General features: G+C 29.2%; 12 protein-coding genes and 2 tRNA genes. 6 read left to right on the top strand and 8 right to left on the bottom strand.

Annotation, left to right across the window (positions count from 1 at the left end; translation table 11 throughout):
* The first annotated feature begins 35 nt into the window (after nucleotides 1–35).
* Complete coding sequence (locus tag HN587_00895) at nucleotides 36–6,317, top strand: hypothetical protein (protein MBT7902388.1); 6,282 nt, start codon at nucleotides 36–38, stop codon at nucleotides 6,315–6,317.
* 30 nt (nucleotides 6,318–6,347) lie between these two features.
* On the opposite strand, the gene HN587_00890 is transcribed toward HN587_00895, so the two are convergent.
* Entirely contained in the window at nucleotides 6,348–7,469 is a 1,122-nt protein-coding gene (locus HN587_00890) for a LysM peptidoglycan-binding domain-containing protein (GenBank protein ID MBT7902387.1), read from the bottom strand.
* A 245-nt stretch (nucleotides 7,470–7,714) separates the two neighbouring features.
* Between HN587_00890 and HN587_00885 the strand changes: the two genes are divergently transcribed.
* A complete protein-coding gene (locus tag HN587_00885) occupies nucleotides 7,715–8,584 on the top strand; it encodes a hypothetical protein (GenBank protein ID MBT7902386.1) in 870 nt (289 codons plus the stop codon).
* A 206-nt stretch (nucleotides 8,585–8,790) separates the two neighbouring features.
* On the opposite strand, the gene HN587_00880 is transcribed toward HN587_00885, so the two are convergent.
* Nucleotides 8,791–8,897: transfer RNA gene (locus HN587_00880), tRNA-Thr, on the bottom strand.
* A 242-nt stretch (nucleotides 8,898–9,139) separates the two neighbouring features.
* Here HN587_00880 and HN587_00875 point away from each other — a divergent pair.
* The gene (locus HN587_00875; protein ID MBT7902385.1) at nucleotides 9,140–9,592 is read left to right on the top strand and encodes a hypothetical protein; all 453 of its coding nucleotides are present in this window, start codon (nucleotides 9,140–9,142) and stop codon (nucleotides 9,590–9,592) included.
* A 6-nt stretch (nucleotides 9,593–9,598) separates the two neighbouring features.
* Nucleotides 9,599–10,246 (top strand): adenylate kinase, encoded by a 648-nt coding sequence (locus HN587_00870; protein MBT7902384.1) that lies wholly within the window; start codon nucleotides 9,599–9,601, stop codon nucleotides 10,244–10,246.
* Between the two features lie 25 nt (nucleotides 10,247–10,271).
* On the opposite strand, the gene HN587_00865 is transcribed toward HN587_00870, so the two are convergent.
* Entirely contained in the window at nucleotides 10,272–10,664 is a 393-nt protein-coding gene (locus HN587_00865; GenBank protein MBT7902383.1) for a hypothetical protein, read from the bottom strand.
* A gap of 5 nt (nucleotides 10,665–10,669) precedes the next feature.
* Nucleotides 10,670–11,560, bottom strand: a complete 891-nt coding sequence (locus HN587_00860) for a hypothetical protein (protein ID MBT7902382.1) — start codon at nucleotides 11,558–11,560, stop codon at nucleotides 10,670–10,672.
* 127 nt (nucleotides 11,561–11,687) lie between these two features.
* Between HN587_00860 and HN587_00855 the strand changes: the two genes are divergently transcribed.
* Nucleotides 11,688–12,551, top strand: coding sequence for a hypothetical protein (locus HN587_00855; protein MBT7902381.1), 864 nt, complete (start codon nucleotides 11,688–11,690; stop codon nucleotides 12,549–12,551).
* An 18-nt stretch (nucleotides 12,552–12,569) separates the two neighbouring features.
* On the opposite strand, the gene truD is transcribed toward HN587_00855, so the two are convergent.
* On the bottom strand, nucleotides 12,570–13,616 hold the full coding sequence (gene truD, locus HN587_00850) for a tRNA pseudouridine(13) synthase TruD (protein ID MBT7902380.1): 1,047 nt from the start codon (nucleotides 13,614–13,616) through the stop codon (nucleotides 12,570–12,572).
* A 108-nt stretch (nucleotides 13,617–13,724) separates the two neighbouring features.
* The gene (locus HN587_00845; GenBank protein MBT7902379.1) at nucleotides 13,725–15,014 is read right to left on the bottom strand and encodes a hypothetical protein; all 1,290 of its coding nucleotides are present in this window, start codon (nucleotides 15,012–15,014) and stop codon (nucleotides 13,725–13,727) included.
* 107 nt (nucleotides 15,015–15,121) lie between these two features.
* Here HN587_00845 and HN587_00840 point away from each other — a divergent pair.
* Nucleotides 15,122–15,339, top strand: a tRNA-Arg gene (locus HN587_00840).
* Nucleotides 15,340–15,404: 65 nt separating this feature from the next.
* On the opposite strand, the gene HN587_00835 is transcribed toward HN587_00840, so the two are convergent.
* Together HN587_00835 and gatE are read right to left on the bottom strand one after the other, a co-directional pair.
* The gene (locus HN587_00835) at nucleotides 15,405–16,670 is read right to left on the bottom strand and encodes an HlyC/CorC family transporter (GenBank protein ID MBT7902378.1); all 1,266 of its coding nucleotides are present in this window, start codon (nucleotides 16,668–16,670) and stop codon (nucleotides 15,405–15,407) included.
* A gap of 100 nt (nucleotides 16,671–16,770) precedes the next feature.
* A complete protein-coding gene (gene gatE / locus HN587_00830; protein ID MBT7902377.1) occupies nucleotides 16,771–18,672 on the bottom strand; it encodes a Glu-tRNA(Gln) amidotransferase subunit GatE in 1,902 nt (633 codons plus the stop codon).
* Between the last annotated feature and the right edge of the window lie 11 nt (nucleotides 18,673–18,683).

The following is an 18,683-nucleotide window of genomic DNA, read 5'->3' as shown; positions in this document are numbered from 1 at the left end:
TTTAATAATTTATATTTAAAAAATCGGTTGAAAAAATGAAACTAAACAAAACAAAACTAACAATGCCTGTAACAATATTGATGATAGCTTTGATATTGTTATCTCCTGTAGCAATTGCAGATAATCCCCTGACTTATACTGAACCAAAATCAGTACAGACTGAGCAGTTAAGTTCGGATGGGACGTTTACAAATAATTTGTTTACTGGTTCTGCTACTTATTCTTATTCTATTAATGGTTTGCCAGGCATAAATGGTTTTCAACCGTCAGTTTCATTAAACTATAATCATCAATCAAAATATTCTGGTAAAGTTGGAATTGGTTGGTCACTAAATGATTTTGTAATATATAGAGATACAAATTCAACTAGATCTGACACGACTGATGACGAATATCATTTAATTATGGGTGGAAGTGATACTAAACTTATTTATGATTCTTCTGAAGGAGGGTATAAAACTGAATATGATAGTTATTTATTGGCATTGTATAGTTCATCTTCTGAGCAATGGACATTAAAAACTAAAGATGGAGTAAAATATACTTTTGGGGGATCTGACACCACAAAACAAGAATCAGTTTTGGAAGATTACACTTCAAGATGGTTTTTAAAAGAAATTGAAGATGTACACTCAAATAAAATTTATTATACTTATTTATCAGTTCCTTGGTTGTATGATGAGCCCGTATTAACAAAAATTAGTTATGGACAATATTCAATAACTTTTATGTATGATTTTGATTCGCATATTGGATTTAATGGATATAAATATGGAACAAAAGTTTTTGAATCAGTATTGGTTGATCATATTGATATTAGAAGTAATTATGATGCAAATATTATTAAACGATATGATCTTGAATACTCAACTGAAGATAAAACAAAATTACTAACAAAAATAACTGAATATGGCGAAGGTGGATCAGTTTATTATAATGATGTTGAGTTTGATTATTTTGATAATGAACCTGGTTGGACTCTAGATAATTCTTGGAAAGTTCCTAATGGCGCACAATTTGGAGAAATTAATGATAGGGGCGTTAGGCTATTTGACATAAATGGAGATGGACTTAATGATTTAGTAAAAACAACTTCTTCTCAAACTAATGTTTGGAAAAATAATGGGCTTGGATTTAATTCATATTCACAAGTTTATCCACCAATAATTGAGGGGGGATTTGTTGATGACGATAATAGGGATTTAGGTGTTAGGTTTGGTGATTTTAATGGGGATGGAAAAATAGATTTGTTTAAGGCAGTTGAAGGATCAACTATTTTTAAAGGAATGCGTCTTAATGATGGTGATGATTTTTCAACAATAAGTATTCCTTCTTTATTGTCTGATATATCTTTTATTGAATTAAGTAATTATGATGAATGTGATCCTGCGGATTGTGAAATGGGTTCAAATCAAGGAGTTGAATGTAATAATTATTATTGTGCTAGAACTTGTGAGGGAAATAATATAGAAGTTTGCGATGCTGATTGGAATTTAGTTTTTGAAGAAACATCTACTGGCTATTCTGAAGCAGGAGATAGTGAAATAAAAGATTATGCAGGATCATATAAACCAACTTCCGGATCTAAATGTTATAAATTTATTGTGGATACTCCTAACGATGTTGACTTAGAAGTTAATGATGATGAATGTTATTCTGGAGATTCTTCCACTGATGGAGATGGAATTATTTTTGCAACAATCTACACTCCTTCTTTTGATGAAGACTCTTGGTTAGCAACTGTTCCTCCTATGGGCGTAACTAAACATTGGTATGGTGAATTATATCCTCCATTTGAATCTGGAGATTTTCAATATGATTATTTATTTGCTAAAGAATCTGCAAATGATGATTTTGCTACAAGTACTAAAACTCATTTTGCAAATTCAGATTTTGAAGCTTATTGCGCTCCTGAATGGGAAATTTGTCATACAAGTTCTTTAGATAATATTTGCGGTTATGGCTGTGAAGATCAATCAACTAAAGCAAAAGTTCAATCAGGTTATTATGAAGATCCTGATTGGGATCTTGAAAGTAGTTGGTATGAAGCGTTAGGTTATGATCAACCTTGTGATGATTCTGAAGTATATTTGAATAAAGCAGAATTTCTTACATTAGAAGTTTATGAAGCTGACGTAATTGATGTTGATTCATATCAAATAAAATGTTCAGTGGATGCTCATATGGTTGACAATGGGATAAGACTTGCAGATTTAAATGGTGATGGACGAACAGATATTATTACTGGATATCCATTATTTACAAGATATCTTAATCTCGAATCTGGTTGGACTACAACATCTGATTGGAGTTTAAATTTTAACATATATGATTTTGTTGGAAGTGATGGGGAAGACGAAGGAAAACGACTTGCAGATGTTAATGGAGATGGTCTTGTTGATTTAGTTTGGGCTGCAAATTTTTATAGAGAAACATGGCTTAATACTGGTGATGGTTGGGGTGAACAAGAAGTTTGGGATTTACCTGAAGACATATTTTTTGTAAAACAAAAAAAACATCACGGAGTTCAACTAGTTGATATTAATGGGGATGGTTTTGTAGATATTTTGAAAAAAAATAAGGATGAAGAACAAGTATGGTTAAATCGAGGTATTGGCTGGGAAGAAAATTTTAATTGGGATATTCCTAACGAAGTTCAATTTAATATGACTACCACAATTGCTGATGTTAATGGTGATGGGATGCCTGATATTGTAAAAGCTGCAAGTTCTTCGTCTAGCGAAAGAAAAACTTGGATTAATAATTATGGGAAACAAAATTTGTTAAAAACTGTAAAAAGTGCAATGGGTGGAACAACTAATATTAATTATAAAAATATTCCGAGTTTAGATAACACTGGATCTGATGATATTAGTGATTTAAGTTTTAATGGATGGGTTGTAAATTATATTACTAAAAATAATGGTTTATCCGGTTCTAAACAAGTTTATGAAATTAAAAGTTATTTTTATGAAAATGGTAAATATGATTCAGAACATGGTGAATTTATGGGCTTTGAAATTGTTAAAGAAGTAAATGAATATCCTGGTGGAGCATATAATAGAATTGAACACAAATTTCATCAAGACAAAGCAAAAAAAGGACGAGAATATTTTACTTTGATTGAAGAATTACCATCAACTGATCCATATCAAAAAGTTGAAAGAACATTTGGGGTATCTGAAGAAAATGGGATATATCAAGTAAATTTAGAACATGAAACAGTTCGCATTTATGATGGAGATTCTAATGGACCACATATTACTGCTACTGAATACGAATACGATTCATACGGTAATGTTATTCAAATAAATTATGTTGGAAATATTGCTATTTTTGGAGATGAAAAAACTGAAACATATCAATATAATTATGATTTTGCAAATTGGATTTTTTATCAACCAACAGAACATAAAATATTTGATTCATCTGATCAGTTGTTATTGCACAAATATTATGAGTACAATAACAAAGACTTAATTTATGAATCTCAAGTAAATCTTGACGGTGGAGAAAATATTGCAGTGAGTTATGATTATGATTCTCATGGAAATTTAATTTCAGTAATATCTCCAAATGAACACGAGACTGAATATGAATATGACTCTACGTTCACTTATATGATTAAAGAAACTAATCCATTAGATCAAGAAATAAATTATGTATATGATTATTCAACAGGACAATTAAGTTCAGTAACTGATCCGAATGGTAATTCTGTTAATTATGTTTATGATGCTTTTGGACGGAAAATAAAAGAAATACGACAAGGAGATAGTACAATTAGTCCTAGCATAGAATACATATATGAAGTTAATGGGATTGCTCCTGAGAGTGTTATAACTAAAGTTAAAGAAAATAGTTTGGGAACATTTGATAGTTATATGTATTATGGTGGTTTTGGAAGATTAATTGAAACAAGAACTGAATCTGAAAATAATCAATGGATTTTAAATCAATATCATTATGATAATATGGGTAGATTAAGTAGTGAAGAAAATCCTGTACTATTTTCCAGTCCTAATTTTGGTAATTTTGTTTCGTACAATATAGAAACAATTTATGAATACGATCCTGTTGGGAGAATTGTTAAATTGACACATCCTGATGGGTCTGAAATAAATATGGAATATGATAAATTAACAATATCTATTTATGATCAAAATAATGTTCGTCATGATTATGTAAAAGATGCTTATGGAAATATTAAACAAGTTATAGAATACGATGAAGGAGAGCAATACGTAACAAATTATGAGTATGATTCATTAGGCAGATTATTAAAAGTTATTGATGATCAAAACAATGAAATTAATTATGAGTATGATACTTTTGGTCGTCGAATAACTGCAATAACTCCGAATTCTGGAACTTGGAATTATGTTTATGACTTGGAAGGAAATTTAATTGAACAACAAGATGATGAAGGAAATATTGTAACTATTCAATATGATGACTTGAATAGGGAAATTTCAAGAACTGCAGATGGTGAGATGACCACATATGTTTATGATTTAGATAAAATAGGAACATTATCCTCAATTACTACATCAGTTGTTGAAAAAAACTATGAATATGATTCTCGTTTAAGACTTACACAGGAAACTCAAACAATTGATGGGATTGATTTTGTAACTTCATATACTTATGATAATGTAGATAGGGTGATTTCTAAAACGCTACCTAATGGTGAACTTGTAGATTATGAATATAATAATCAGGGAGAACTTGAATCAATAAGTGAAGTATTGCCAAATATTGACTATGATGAGCATGGAAGTATTGTTTTAAGAGAATATGATAATTCATTACAAACCAAATATGATTATGATAGTCAAATTCATAAATTAGAAGAAATAAAAACAAAAAATCCTTCGACAGAAGAAGTAATGCAAGATTTAAGTTATGAATATGATTTAGTATTAAATTTGTTAGGTATAACCGATGCAGTTAACAGTATTGAATACTCTATGGGGTATGATGATCTGAATCGTTTAATGAGTGCAGAAAAAATATCTGAGGATTTGGATGAATCTGATACGGATTACAACATAAATTATGCTTATGATAGCATTGGTAATATCTTAAATGCATTATTTTTTGATGAGTTTGATGAGTTTATTGGTGAAATAGCTTACACCTATGGGGCTAATCCAATTCATTCACCGTCTATGATTTCAATTATGGGGGATGTTTTTGATGATTCTGTTTGTGAAAGTCAAGTATTAGAACCTTATTGTTCTTCTGAATCTGTAAATGAAGTTTATGCAGATTACGTACAAGAAAATTGCGAAGTTGTTTCCGAATTACAAGAAGTATGTGAGTTTGGATGTGACTCTGGTGCGTGTTTAAGTGATCCTTGCGACACGGTTGTTTGTGATAATTACTGTGAGGGCTATTCCTACTATGAAGGTAGTTGTGTGGTCGGAGAATGCGAGTTTGATTTAGTTTCTTTAGAATCTGATGCTTGTGGTTGGTCGGAACCTATTTGTTCAACAGATGATGATTGTGGCAGTGATGGTTGGTTAAATAATTTAGTTTGTGATAATACTTATGAAAATGTTTATGGTGATTTCATAAGTTACACTTGTTTGAGTGCGGGGACACCAGAATCTACTTGTATTGAAAACACTGAATATACGCTCAAACAAGAATGTGAGTTTGGTTGTGAAGATGGCGAATGCGTAGCTGAAACTATTGAAACTGGAGAATTAAAAGTAAGAGTAAATGCTTTTTCTTGTGAGGAATATTATTGGATTAGTCCTGTAATTGTTAACATATATGAAAATGCAGAAACAGATGAAAACAATGAAATAATAACTGGGATTGATACTGCACTTTTGGCATCAAAAACAATTACTTTTAATTCACAGAATGTGAAATTTGATTTAGAACCTGGATTTTATGCTGTTGAAGCAATCAAGAGCGGATATAAAGATCGAGCAGTACATTATGGAGTCGAATTACAAAATAATCTGATATTGTCCATAACTATGAATCCTATTGATCCAGTTTGTAGTGATAGAAATGGTGCTGGAAACACTCCTGCTGCTCAAGAAGAATCTAAATCGGAAAAGAGCAATAGTTCTTCTACTAAAGTTCAAAGTACAAGAAAAACAAAAAGTGTTAGTGCGATCAATCCTGATTTAATTGATAGTAGAATTGATTCAAACTCTGCTGTGAATTCTAGGGGTGTTAGTGGTGATGTGCGAGCCAAAATTACAAAAACTTCAAAAGATATGAGAACAGAATATCAAATAAATAATTTTTCTCATATTTTGAAAAATTCAATTCATCGTAAAGATTTGTTGATTTAGAATTAAGTTATTTGAATTATTTTTTTTTTTTTAACTTGTATTATCTGAGTTTTTTTTTTGAGATATTTTATTAATTATTGTTCCTATTTGTAGCAAAGTTGGTTCTTCAACGTCTGATTCTTCAGCCATATTTTCCCAGGTATCAGGATCTCCTCTGAATTGTTGAGCAAGATTCCACAAAATATCTCCTTTTTGAACTCTATACTTTCCAGGCGGAAGAACTTCTTGTTTAGTTAAAATAGGCGGTTGTGTTTGTGGTGTGATCTTGTTTGGTTTAAGAATAAGAGTTTTTTGACTCGTTGAATTGCCATAATTTGGATCTAGTTGGATTTTGGCAGTGGAAGATGATGCATGAACATATTTATTTGAAGCACAATTCATTTGGAATTGCCAGGCAAGAACTACAACTCCACACATAAATAAAAAACTACTAGCATGTCTGCGTGTAAAATATCCAATTTGATCAATTAAGGGATGACTAATTTCAGGAATTATAGTTTGTGGAGGAAGATCTAAATTTGTTTCGTGAACGAGGGTTAATTCTTCAAACTTAGCAGGTTCATGATATTTAGCAGATATTCTGATATCCATTAATTCAGTCATTAGTGCATCATAAGCTTTTTGTTCGCCAAATGTTACTTTTTGATCTGTTCTTAATTTAGTTTCTAAAATTTCATTAGTTAATCTGCATGCACGATCAATAGACGCTAAACCTTTAGAAGATCTAAGTTTAGTATAGCTTTGGTTTGCTAAATGATATTTTGCTAAAATAAATTTTTGATATTCATTTGTTTTAGTAGATGTTAAGAGTTCATCTAATGTTTTTCCTTCTGTCATTTCTGCTTGAAAACTAAACCTGGCAATTCTTGCTAAAGATGAACGATAATTTGAAAGTAAAGACTTATTTTTTTTATGTTTGACTTGCGCATATGCGTCTTTAAGGTGAGCTCTTATAGAAGTTAATTCTATTTTACTATAAACTTCTCCGCGTGTTTTAAGTTCTTGTGTTACTGTTGTAATGTATCCTGTAGGGCTAATAGAATTTACAAATCCTTTGGCAGGATTTTGCATTAATACTTCTGGTTCTGTTCGAAAGTTTTGAGCTACATAATCTTCTAGCCTGTAAACATTAGAACTTTGGCATGCTTGCATGTAATTACTACAGATAATTTTGGATAATATAAATTTTTGCTTAGAATTTAAGTGATAAATGTTTATTTGGGGTTTTTTTTTAGGTTGTTATACTTGTTTTTATTTGTTATTTTATAAGAAATTTTCGTGTGTTCTTGTAAGCTTTTATTATTAAATCAATATAAGAATTTAATATATTATTTTATTATTTTGAATTAATTTTGTGACGAAAACTTCATAAATATCTGTGGGGGTATAATTAATATATGGTAAGTACTAGACCTTTTATTGATGGAGAAAAAGAATATTTTGGTGATTTAGAAGAGATTTTATTAGCTGAAAAAGGTTTTAGAGTTGTAGGACCAATAGCTGAAATTACAACAAAACATCCAGTTTGGATTGTTGAAAAAGAGGGTAAAAAGTATATTATGAAATTTAATTTTGATCATCCTTTAGTTTGCAGTCAAAATAATATACTTAATGAAGCAAGATATCTTGAATTGTTAAAAAATATTCCTGGGATTGTTGGTTACGTTGATTCAGGAACAATTAGAACAAATAAAAGTCGTGATCATGAAGGAATGGAAGGGAAAGGTGATTTACATTATGTAATTAAGGAACTATTGCCAGGGCCAACACTAGCTGGAGCAGTAATAACGTCTGAACTGAAAAAGCAAATGCTTGAAACAATGGAAAAGGTTCATGAATTAGGATATTTGTATGAAGAAGAAGTAGGTGCCTTTGATTTTGTTTTAGATAAAGAAGAAAGACCAATTCTTGTTGACCTAGAATATATGAGATATGCAGGTGTTAAATCTGCAAGTATTGAAAAAGCTAAAGATAAAATGGGTCTTTTAGGAAATGTGTTGAAGGTTAGATCACCAAAAGCAATATTAAAATATTGTTGGGAATATTCAAAACATAGTATTGGTATTTGCGTAGAAAAAATAACCTATGGTGCGGGTACTTTGGCAATATCTTTTGCTTGTGTAGATGCGATTAGTAAATTTATGGGCAGGGATTTTTTTCAGTTTTTGGGTCAAGAAGGAGATTATACCCCAAATATTATAATCGGTTTAGTAGGTGCCACTCTCTATGCGGGTTCTTTTTTTATTGGAGAAAAATTTAACTCTTAATTAATCATTTTATTGAAATAAATTAGTATCTTGAATTAAATCTGTTGATTATTTCTTGAATCTTGAAAACGTGTTTGTGTTAATTCAGTTTTTTAGTATATTGATTTATTTTGTTATGGTGTGTTTTAGAGTACTTTTTCTATTTAGCCAGACTGTAAAGTTAGCTAACTCACTAACTAAGTTAAGTTTACGTTTAGAAATAAGAAAGCCTCCGGCGAGAGTTGAACTCGCGACCTGCTGATTGCTTGGTCAACAATTTTGGGTATTATGTTGGTTTACAAGTCAGCCGCTATAGCCACTAAGCCACGGAGGCAGTTTGTAAGTGTCTGAAATTTAGACCCCTACATTTTTAGTTAAGTTAGGCAAAATTGGGGCTCATTTATAAAGTTTTTTGTGTTCTATATCCTAATTATAGGCGTTTTGTTAGGTTTTTGACGTTAGTTAGGGTTAAAATGTTATTTAGATTTATGGTTCTTAATTTTATTTAATTTGTATATTTAAGCAAAATTATGTATAGGCAAATATTTATAAAGCAATTCTAAATTTACATCTGATATGAAAAAAGAATATGGACTAATAAAAAAGAAATTTGATTTACCTGATTTTAATGTTATGGATGATTATTTTGAAATAAGTAAAGCTGAAACAGAGCCGTTTATTCTAAGAAATATCCGAAATAAAATTTATGAGTATGTAGAACATTCTGGAAGCATACTTGATGAGTTAATACATCCAGATAGTAAGTTTTGTATAATGATTGAATCTTCAACATTTACAGATCAAGAACGAGACCAATTAATGGTTTTGTATAAACAAATAATGTTTTTTAATCGGTGGGCTGTAGAAATAAGTATATATGATAGTGATAAAGAAAATGCAAAGTTCATCAAGTCAGTATTTGATTTTTGGAAACCCTTCAGAAAAGATTTACGCAAACAAGTAAGTAAACTCAAAGAAGTATGGATCAAAGAAGACGAACAAAAAGAAAAACTTGGATATTTGGGGTGAATAATGATGAAAAATTTAATATTTCTAGGACCTCCTGGAGCAGGAAAAGGAACAATAGCTCAACAAATTTTAGAAAAATTAGAATTAATACAAATTTCAACTGGAGATTTACTTCGAGGTGCAGTAAAAGAAGGAACTGAAGTTGGTTTGAAAGCTAAAGAATATATGGATAGTGGAAAATTAGTTCCAGATGAATTAGTTGTTAACATATTACAAGAAAGAATTAAAAACGATGATTGTAAAAATGGATTTATTCTTGATGGATTTCCACGAACAATTCCTCAAGCAGATTCGTTAAGTAGTTCTGATGTGCAAATTCACAAAGTAATTAATTTTACAGTTCCAGAAGAAGTGATTGTATATAGGCTTGCTGCAAGAAGAACATGTAAGTCCTGTAGTAAGGTATATAATATTAATCCTGATGGTTTTCCACAACCAAAAGAACATGGGCGTTGTGACTCTTGCGGAAGCGATTTATTTCAGCGAGATGATGATTGTGAAGGAACAATTAGGGGAAGATTAAAAGTATACCGAGATCAAACAGAACCTTTAATTGATTATTATAAACAAAAAGGAATTTTAGATAGTGTTGATGCAAACAGAAAAGAAATTGCAGCAATAGTTAATGATGCATTAACTGCAATTGAAAAATAATTATTTAATTTTGTTTATTTTTTTTCTATTCTTTTTTTATTTTATCATAAATTGATTTAACTAGTGCATATTGGGGATAAGTTAAATTAGTTATGTAAGCCGTAAATGCGAATGTTTGATTATTGTTTAAAAAAATTATTTTTTCGGCAGAAATATATTTTTTCCCATGACTGTTCGTAACTGCGATGATGTCGTCATTGTCGCTGTGTGTTTTTGAGATATATTCCCCTAATTTATTTAATCGGGAAAATAAAGGAGATTCTTGTCTTAAATGCGCTGTTGGTTTAGTTTGTGTTATTGTGTTAAGTTCACTAAATAATCCATACGCATAAACTTCTGGAACAGAATGAGAGTCCATATCTAATTCATTATAATTTCCATCTACGCATTCAACTCTTAATATTTTTAACAATGACATTTTTATTACCTCATTAAAGAATCTAGAGCTTTATCTAGTTCATAATCTAATTCATTCTTTTTTGGTTTTGGATTAGAATTATATTCGGAATCAGTTTTGACTTTTTGATGTTTACACATTCCTTTGTATAATTTACTCATTAGACCTTTGAACTTTTTTTCTGTAAATTTATCGCGGATCGCATGTAAAACTAATCTTGATTTATTTCCTTGGTATTCTATTATTTGGATTTCTTCGGGAGTCCCATCTCCATCACTATCTACAAATCTGTACTTGAATTTTTTATCTGGAGAATAAAATGTCAGGAATCCGCTGTGGTCTTCAATAAAATAATTTTTACCTTCATTTTTTGGTAAAATATATTTTCCTTTTTGAACATATTCGTCTATGTTTTTTAAATGCTGATCTATCAATTGATCTCTTACTGCTACGAATTTTTTTTTGTATTGTTTACAATTATTTCCTGTACAAACTATTTTTCCATTAAGTTCTATTACATCTGGAATTTCATCTGCGTCACGAAAATGATCTGCAATATCTGTCATTTTTATGGTTGCATTATTTGTGTGAATAACAATTCTTGCTAAATCATGGTCTGTTGCAGGTTGTCCTTTTGCTAAATATGAAATTCTAGTTTTAGACGAATTAGGATTTGCTTGATTTACTATTTGAGATAAGCTTCTTGTTTGAGTAGTGTTAGTTTTAATTTTGTGAGTTGGTTGTGATGTTTTTCTTTTTGTTTTAGCAATGATTAGTGTGTTTATTGTTTCTTCTGGCTTTTCAGCTGCCTGTGCTTGGTTGATTGTTCCAATCTGTGTTGGGCCATATATCATTGATGTAGCTATTGCGATAGTAAAAATTTTTCCTATTTTTGTTAAAAATTCGTTTTGTTTCATTTTAAAGATCTCTCATTTTTGTTATTCTTTAGTAGTTAAGGTCTCTTATTAATATCTTTTTACTATCTTCCATATCTAAGATATTAAAATCGTAAATTTTAAATATGATGCTTGATTTGGGGGTATTATGAATAGAAAACTGATAAAACAAGGAGGAACAGGTCTTACACTATATGTTCCTAAAAAATGGGTTAATAGATTAGAATTAAATCCGGGTGATGAAGTTGCAGTATCTGAAGATGGAAATAACTTAATAATTGCGCCTCAATCAGTATTAAAAGAAAAAAAAATTGAGTTGGATGCAACTGATTTAGATGATAATTCTTTACGAATTGCGTTATCTTTAATATATTGGCAAGGGTATAATTTGATTGAAATAATAAATAAAAATAAATTTTCCTTTGTAGGTATTAATAAATTAATTGATAAATTTACTGGTTTAGTAATAATAGATCAGAAAAATGATAAGATAATAATTAAAAATAGCATAAAAGAAGAACCAAAAGATTTTGATAAAATATTAAATAAATTATTTATTACAGTAAAATATATGTTTTCTTTGATTTTAGAGGGTTTTAATAATTCATTTGAAAAAAATCAAGAAATATCAGAATTAAGGCAATCTATATTAAAGCAAAGTAATTATTGTCAAAAATTAATATTCATAAATAATTTTGGAAAAGAAAAAACATATGAATATGTAGTTTTAGTTTTAATGCTAAAAAAAATATCTGGGTCTTTGTTTTATTTATCGCAAATTAAAGAATTTAATTTAAGTCTAGAAAAATATTTTATTAATTTGTTTAATATATTTGGTCAATTACATGAAAGTTTTTTTAAACAAGATTATAAATTTGCTTTAAGAATATATGAACAACTAAATAAAGCAAAAGATCAAATTTATTTAAAAACTAAAATGCCTATTGCTATGGGGACATTAGTTGAGCATTTGTTTAGTTTAAGTTTGAGAATAGTGAGTGTTTTTATCTAATAAAAATTAAATTATTAATTATTTAGATTTGATTAATTGCCCAAATATCTTTTTAATTACTATTGTCGCATATGAACCTTTAGGTAAAATAAATTTAAGAACAATTTTTTTCTTGTCGGAATTTAGGTCATCATCCATGAGCTCATATTCGAATCCGCTAACTTTGAAGTATGCAGGTCTTAAATCTCCCTCGCAAGATAGTGCGGGAATTGATCTGATGGCAAAATCTCTTAGTGTGATATCATATTCTTTTAGGTAACTTGTGAATAACTCATTGATTTTTCCAGTTTCAAATTCTGACGCGAAACCAATTAATGGTAAATTTTGTTCAGTTATTGTGTCTTGTGTTGAAAAAGCAAATGTTCCGAATGAATATTTAGTTAGAGTTGGATTTTTGGTTTGTTCCTCGGTTAGTTGTTGTAATGCTCGATTAAACAATAAACTTTGAAATGCATGAATATACATAAGTCTTATTTTCATAGGAATTCGTTTGAATGCGCCAACAAAATCTTTTGATTGTTTTTTTAAATGATCTCTACAACAATATTCATCACACAGATCACAGACTTCTTTGAAATTTCCTTTTAAAACTTCTATTCCTATGAGTGGGTTTTTTTCAGAAAATCTTTGTTCATCAAAATAATTCTCAATCTGATCTGGTTTGAATGATTGAATTTTATTCGTATCATCATCAGTTAAGTTTCTAACAGTAATTACAAATCGATTAGTTTCTAAGTCGCCTAAAGATAAGGGTTCATCTGCTTCACCAATAAGATCAAGAGATATTAAGTCAGATGAGAATTGATCTAATAAAAATTGAAAATTAGGTCTTGCTTTTTTAACTGAAATAAATTGAGTTGTTACTGCATGACGATCTTTAGATCCTGCAAATCCAATAAATTTTAATGGGACTTTTAGGTGTTTTGCTAATTGTTCAATTGCATGGACTGTATTGCAATCTTTTTTTTTCATTTCATATATTAAGAATTTACCTTTAGGAACTAATTTAAGATTTGCAATTTCTTCAACAATAAAATCTTCTGGAATTTGTTTTAATTTGTACATATTAATTAAGAAATAAGTATGGGTTTTAAAGTTTTTGGTTAGAATATGTTTTTAAACTTGTCTTTGATTTAACTAATTAGTTATTTTAAATAGTTGTAGTGTGATTCTTTATATTTTGCCTTGATAATAGTTTTCATGAAGGTATTTAATGAGTTTAGATGTGATCTCACTTGCTTCTTCATAATAATAAAGAATTGGATCTTTATCGTTGTTTGCTAGAACTAAAAGGATTGGATCTTCGCCTTTTTTATCTCGCTTAACTTTAATTTTTGTTTTTAGTGGTATTTTATCAAGTACTTGTTTTTCTTTTTTATACATTGTTTTTAATTTACTTCTAATTTCATATAAAACTTTTAATAAATCTGGAACATTATCTTCTGAAAAACTTTTAGTTATTTCTGAAAACTCATTATATGAATCTCGCTCAATTGCTAAAAATTCTCTTAATTCTTTACTTCCACCTTTTCTGTCAGAATAAACTCTGCCAATTACTGAATTAATTGCTTTACATTTATCTTCAATACTTCTAAGACTTGTGGAAAAATTAGTTGTAGTAATTTCAAGTTGTTCCCTAACAGTTTTTAGATGTTTATTTAATTTATTAACCTCTTTAGAATTTATTTGTTTTTCTTGCAAATATTTTTCTTGTAAATTAATATATCTTTTCCAATTTTTCTGACGAACATTATTGATCATTTCTGTTAATTCTAAAATTCTAGCATGATTATCATTTTGTTTTTTCTTATATTTTTCAGATAATGACTCATATTCTGTTTCACTAATTTTATTCTTCTCATTCATTTCATGTTTTAAACGTGTTACATCAGTTGCATGAGTTTTTAATTGGTGTTCATAATACTGTGCAATTTGATGAATGTCGCCATCTTTTTTTGCAGTTAATGAATTTAATTCATTATTTAATTGCCAAATCCTTTTTTCATTATTTTTGTAAAGGTGAACATATTTATCTAATAATTTTTCATATTCTACTTTGTCAATTTTTTCTGGATGGTCGGTGGTTGAGGGAATATGTTTTGTGTTTTTGGGTTTTGGCAAATATTTTAATGCAATAAAATAAATTATTAAAGTTATAAGATATGACATAAATAAATTTAATATGCTGATTTGAGGACCTGAAATTTTCGCTAAGTATCCTCCTGCGCTTCCTTCCCATAAAAATAAGAATAATCCTAAAAAAATGATTGGCGAGTACCAAACAAGTTTAGTATCAAGACGGTTTCCTGAAACAAGAACTATTGTTGCTATTTGAAGTAAGATTGGGCAAGTTCCAACAAGAACATGAATTGGTAATGATTCTGAAACTGAAGTTAGGTATACAAATAAAACAACATAAATTAGAATACTAACAAAAATAGATTCTTTTAACCTCTTTTTCATTTATATGCCCTCTTTTTAAAGTATTAATTAATTATTATTTATAAATGTGTTGGGAAAGACAGTAAATAATTTAAACTACCTGGATTGTATAATTGAATGAACGAGATGAGCCTGTAGCCTAGCCTGGTGAATATCTTAAATTTACGTTGAGAATTGTAGGCTGTGAAGTTTTTTAAATTTCGGGTAAATAGGGCATCTGCCTCCTAAGAATTATTAAAAATTAATTTGATTTCAATTTTTGGTGAAAGCAGAAGACCGAGGGTTCGAAACAATCTTTTCCATTTATTTGAACACGGAAAGTTTGGCGAAAGTCCCTCCAGGCTCGTTCATTATTTTTAGTTAGTAACTTAATCTTTTGAAATTGAGGTATGATAAACCAATTTAGAAAATTTATTTTTTTAATGATTCGGGTTTTTTCTTAGTGATTCTAACTTTAAGAATATGATTATCGCTAACTTCTTCAATTTTTAAAATTGCTTTTTCAAGATTTATTTTAGCATTCTTTTTTGGGAACTGTTTTAGTTTTTCTAATATCAAGCCACTAATTGTAACTGAAGGAGTATCTTCTGCAAGGCAAGGTCCTAAAAACTCATTAATATGATAAATTTCAGTTTCTCCGTGAGCAACAATCGTATTATGATCAATACGCATTATTAAATCCGGATTAATATCTGTTTCATCAATGATTTCTCCCACAATTTCTTCTAATAAATCTTCTAATGTAACAATTCCTGAAATTCCCCCATATTCATCAACAACAAAAGCAATATGGACTTTTTTCTCTTGAAATTCTTTAAATAATTCACTAATTATTTTTGTTTCTGGAACAAAATAAGGTTTTTTAACAATTTTTTTAATTTTTCGAACACTAGCACCTTTACGATGTAGTTCTCGAAGAACATCTTTGATGTGTATTACTCCTAATATGTTATCAACTGAATCTTCATAAACTGGAACTCTAGAAAAAGGACTTTTAGCAATTAATTTAAGTGCTTTTCCAGGAGACATATTTCCATCTAATGCATAAGTTTTTGTTCTAGGAGTCATAACTTCTTTTGCAGTAATATCACTAAATTCTAAAACTCCCTCGATAAGTTCTTTTTCTTTAATTTTAAGAACTTTTTCTTCTGCGCCAATTTCAACTAAAGTTTTGAATTCTTCTTCTGTTAAAACTGGTTGTTTATTGCTGATTTTAAAAATACTATACATAATTTCAGTTATTGCTTCAAACAATAAAATTAATGGAAAAATTGAATACATAAAAATTTGAAGTGGTCTTGCAACTAATAAAGTAATTTTTTCACAATAAGTATTTGCGATTGATTTAGGAGTAATTTCTCCAAAAATTAAAACAAGAAAAGTCATAACTCCTGTTGCAATACCTGCGCCACTTGAACCAAAAAGATCAATTGCAATAATTGTTGCTAAAGATGCCGCACCAATATTTACTACATTATTTCCAATAAGAATTGTAATAATTAAACGTTTAGGATTTTGTTTAAGTTTATATGCAACATCTGCTCCTTTCTTTTTTTTCTTTAACAAACTTCTGAGTTTAAGATTAGAAAGTGAAAAAAATGCTGTTTCAATACCTGAAAACAGTCCTGAGAAAAATAATAATATTGCTAGTGAAACAATTTGAATTTGTAAACTCATTTTATGTATTAACACCCGTTTTATTATTTTAATTAAATGTGGTTTTTATAGTTTTCTATTTTAAATGAGTTTGTTGTATTAAAAAGTAAGTTAAAAGTGTTTATTTGGATTCTTTTTGAAGAAGTTCCATGATTTTTTTACCTTCTGCCTTGCCTTTTAGTTGAGCCATAACTTTGGGAATTAGCTGTTTGAACTCAACATTTTTATTTTCTTGAATTATTTTTTTTATTTCATTTGAAATATCTTTATCAGACATTGGTTTGTAATCTTTAAAATTTACTTCTTCTTTTTTAGCAAATTTAATTAAAATATCTTCAATTGAATCTTTTGAAATCTCATTTTTATTGAGTAAAAAGAAAAGTTCTTCGAAAATAAGTTCATCAAGATGATCAGTTTCAATATTTAATTTTCTTTTAATATTTCTAGGAGTTGAAATAAGAGTTTCAGCAATAAATGCAGTTTTAATATTTTTAAATTTGTCTACAAATTTATCAAATGCAAAACTTAACTCACTTTTAGCAAGAACTTCTGCTAAATCTTTACTTAAACCAAACATTGTCTGAAATCTTTCTGCTTTATCTTCAATTAATTCAGGTAATTGAATATTTTTAAGTTCAGAATCTGTTTTAATTGGGAGCGTATCTGTTTCGGGATACATTCTAGCAGCGCCAGGAATTGGTCTCATAAATGAAGTAGTCCCATCAGGATTTGCTTTTCTAACTTCTTTTAACACTCCGTTTTTACAAAGTTTTGCTCGTCTAAGAACTTCGTTTAATGCTTTCTCTGATTTAATTTTTGAATCCGCAACTAAAACAAATGCATCATCTTTTGCACAGTTTAATTCAGTTTTAACAGATTCAACTTCTTCAGGAGAAATACCATATTTTGGAAGTTCATCTGAATGAAAAATTCCTCCAACTCCTGCTTTTACTTTGGCATAATCTGAAAATTCAGTTCCTAATCGTCTAGTGGGGCAAATTTCTTTACCAATTAATCCATTAAATTTAGGTAGTTTAATTCCAAAAACAACTCCTTTTTTTAAAGCAGATTGAACAACTTTAGATTCACAATTTTTGAATATTTTTGAAAGATCGAAAATAGTATCTTTAATAGTTTCGTCTTTAAGACTTTTAAGTTGATCTTTAATTTCTAAAAGTGCAATTTGTCTAAGTGTTTCATTTTTGATCATGGTCGGAATCATTTTAAGATCTTGAGCACCTTTAACTTCTATTCTTTCACCACCTTTAATCGAAACATTAACATCTTGTCTTATGGTTCCTATTCCGCGAGCAACTTTTCCAGTTGATCTTAAAATCATGCCAATTTTTGCTGCGGCTTCTAAACATTGTTCAGGGGTTTTGATGTCGGGTCCTGTGCAAACTTCAATTAAAGGAATCCCTAATCTATCAAGTCTATATTTAGCAAATCGTTTGCCATTTTTATCAACGCCTTTTTCTACATCTTTTGCTGCTTCTTCTTCTAAACAAATAACTGAAACTGAAACATCTCCTTCGGAAGTTTTTAAATTTCCCTGTTCTGCAACAAGAGCTGTGCGTTGAAATCCTGAAGTATTAGACCCATTAACAACAGTTTTTCTCATGATTTGAACTTCATCTACAATTTTTGCATCAAGCATTAAACTCACTTGTAAAACAATATCGAGTGCATTTTTATTCATTAAATGAGGTGGTTCTTCGTCAAGTTCGACCAGGCAAGTAGTATCAGAATATGCTTCATAAATAAAATAAATGTCTTTTTCAAGTTCGTGTCTTGCTGCAATATCAATTTCACCAGTTTCACCTGCAACTGCTCGTAATTTTCTAGTGATTATGATATCAGGAGTATCATCTCTAAGAATTGAAGGACAATTACAAAATAGTTTATTAGTTTTTAATCTTTGATGAATCTCAATGCCACATTTTAATCCTAACTTTTTGTAATCTAGATCGGGCAGGTTATCTTCTTTAACTTTATTGTCGTTTTTTTCTGATTTTGGTTTCATTTTTATCAAAT

This window comes from Candidatus Woesearchaeota archaeon, assembly GCA_018675335.1.
Lineage (GTDB): Archaea > Nanobdellota > Nanobdellia > Woesearchaeales > UBA11576 > JABJCP01.
Note: the sequence above shows the minus strand (reverse complement) of the source record. Positions and strands in the feature narration are given on the sequence as shown.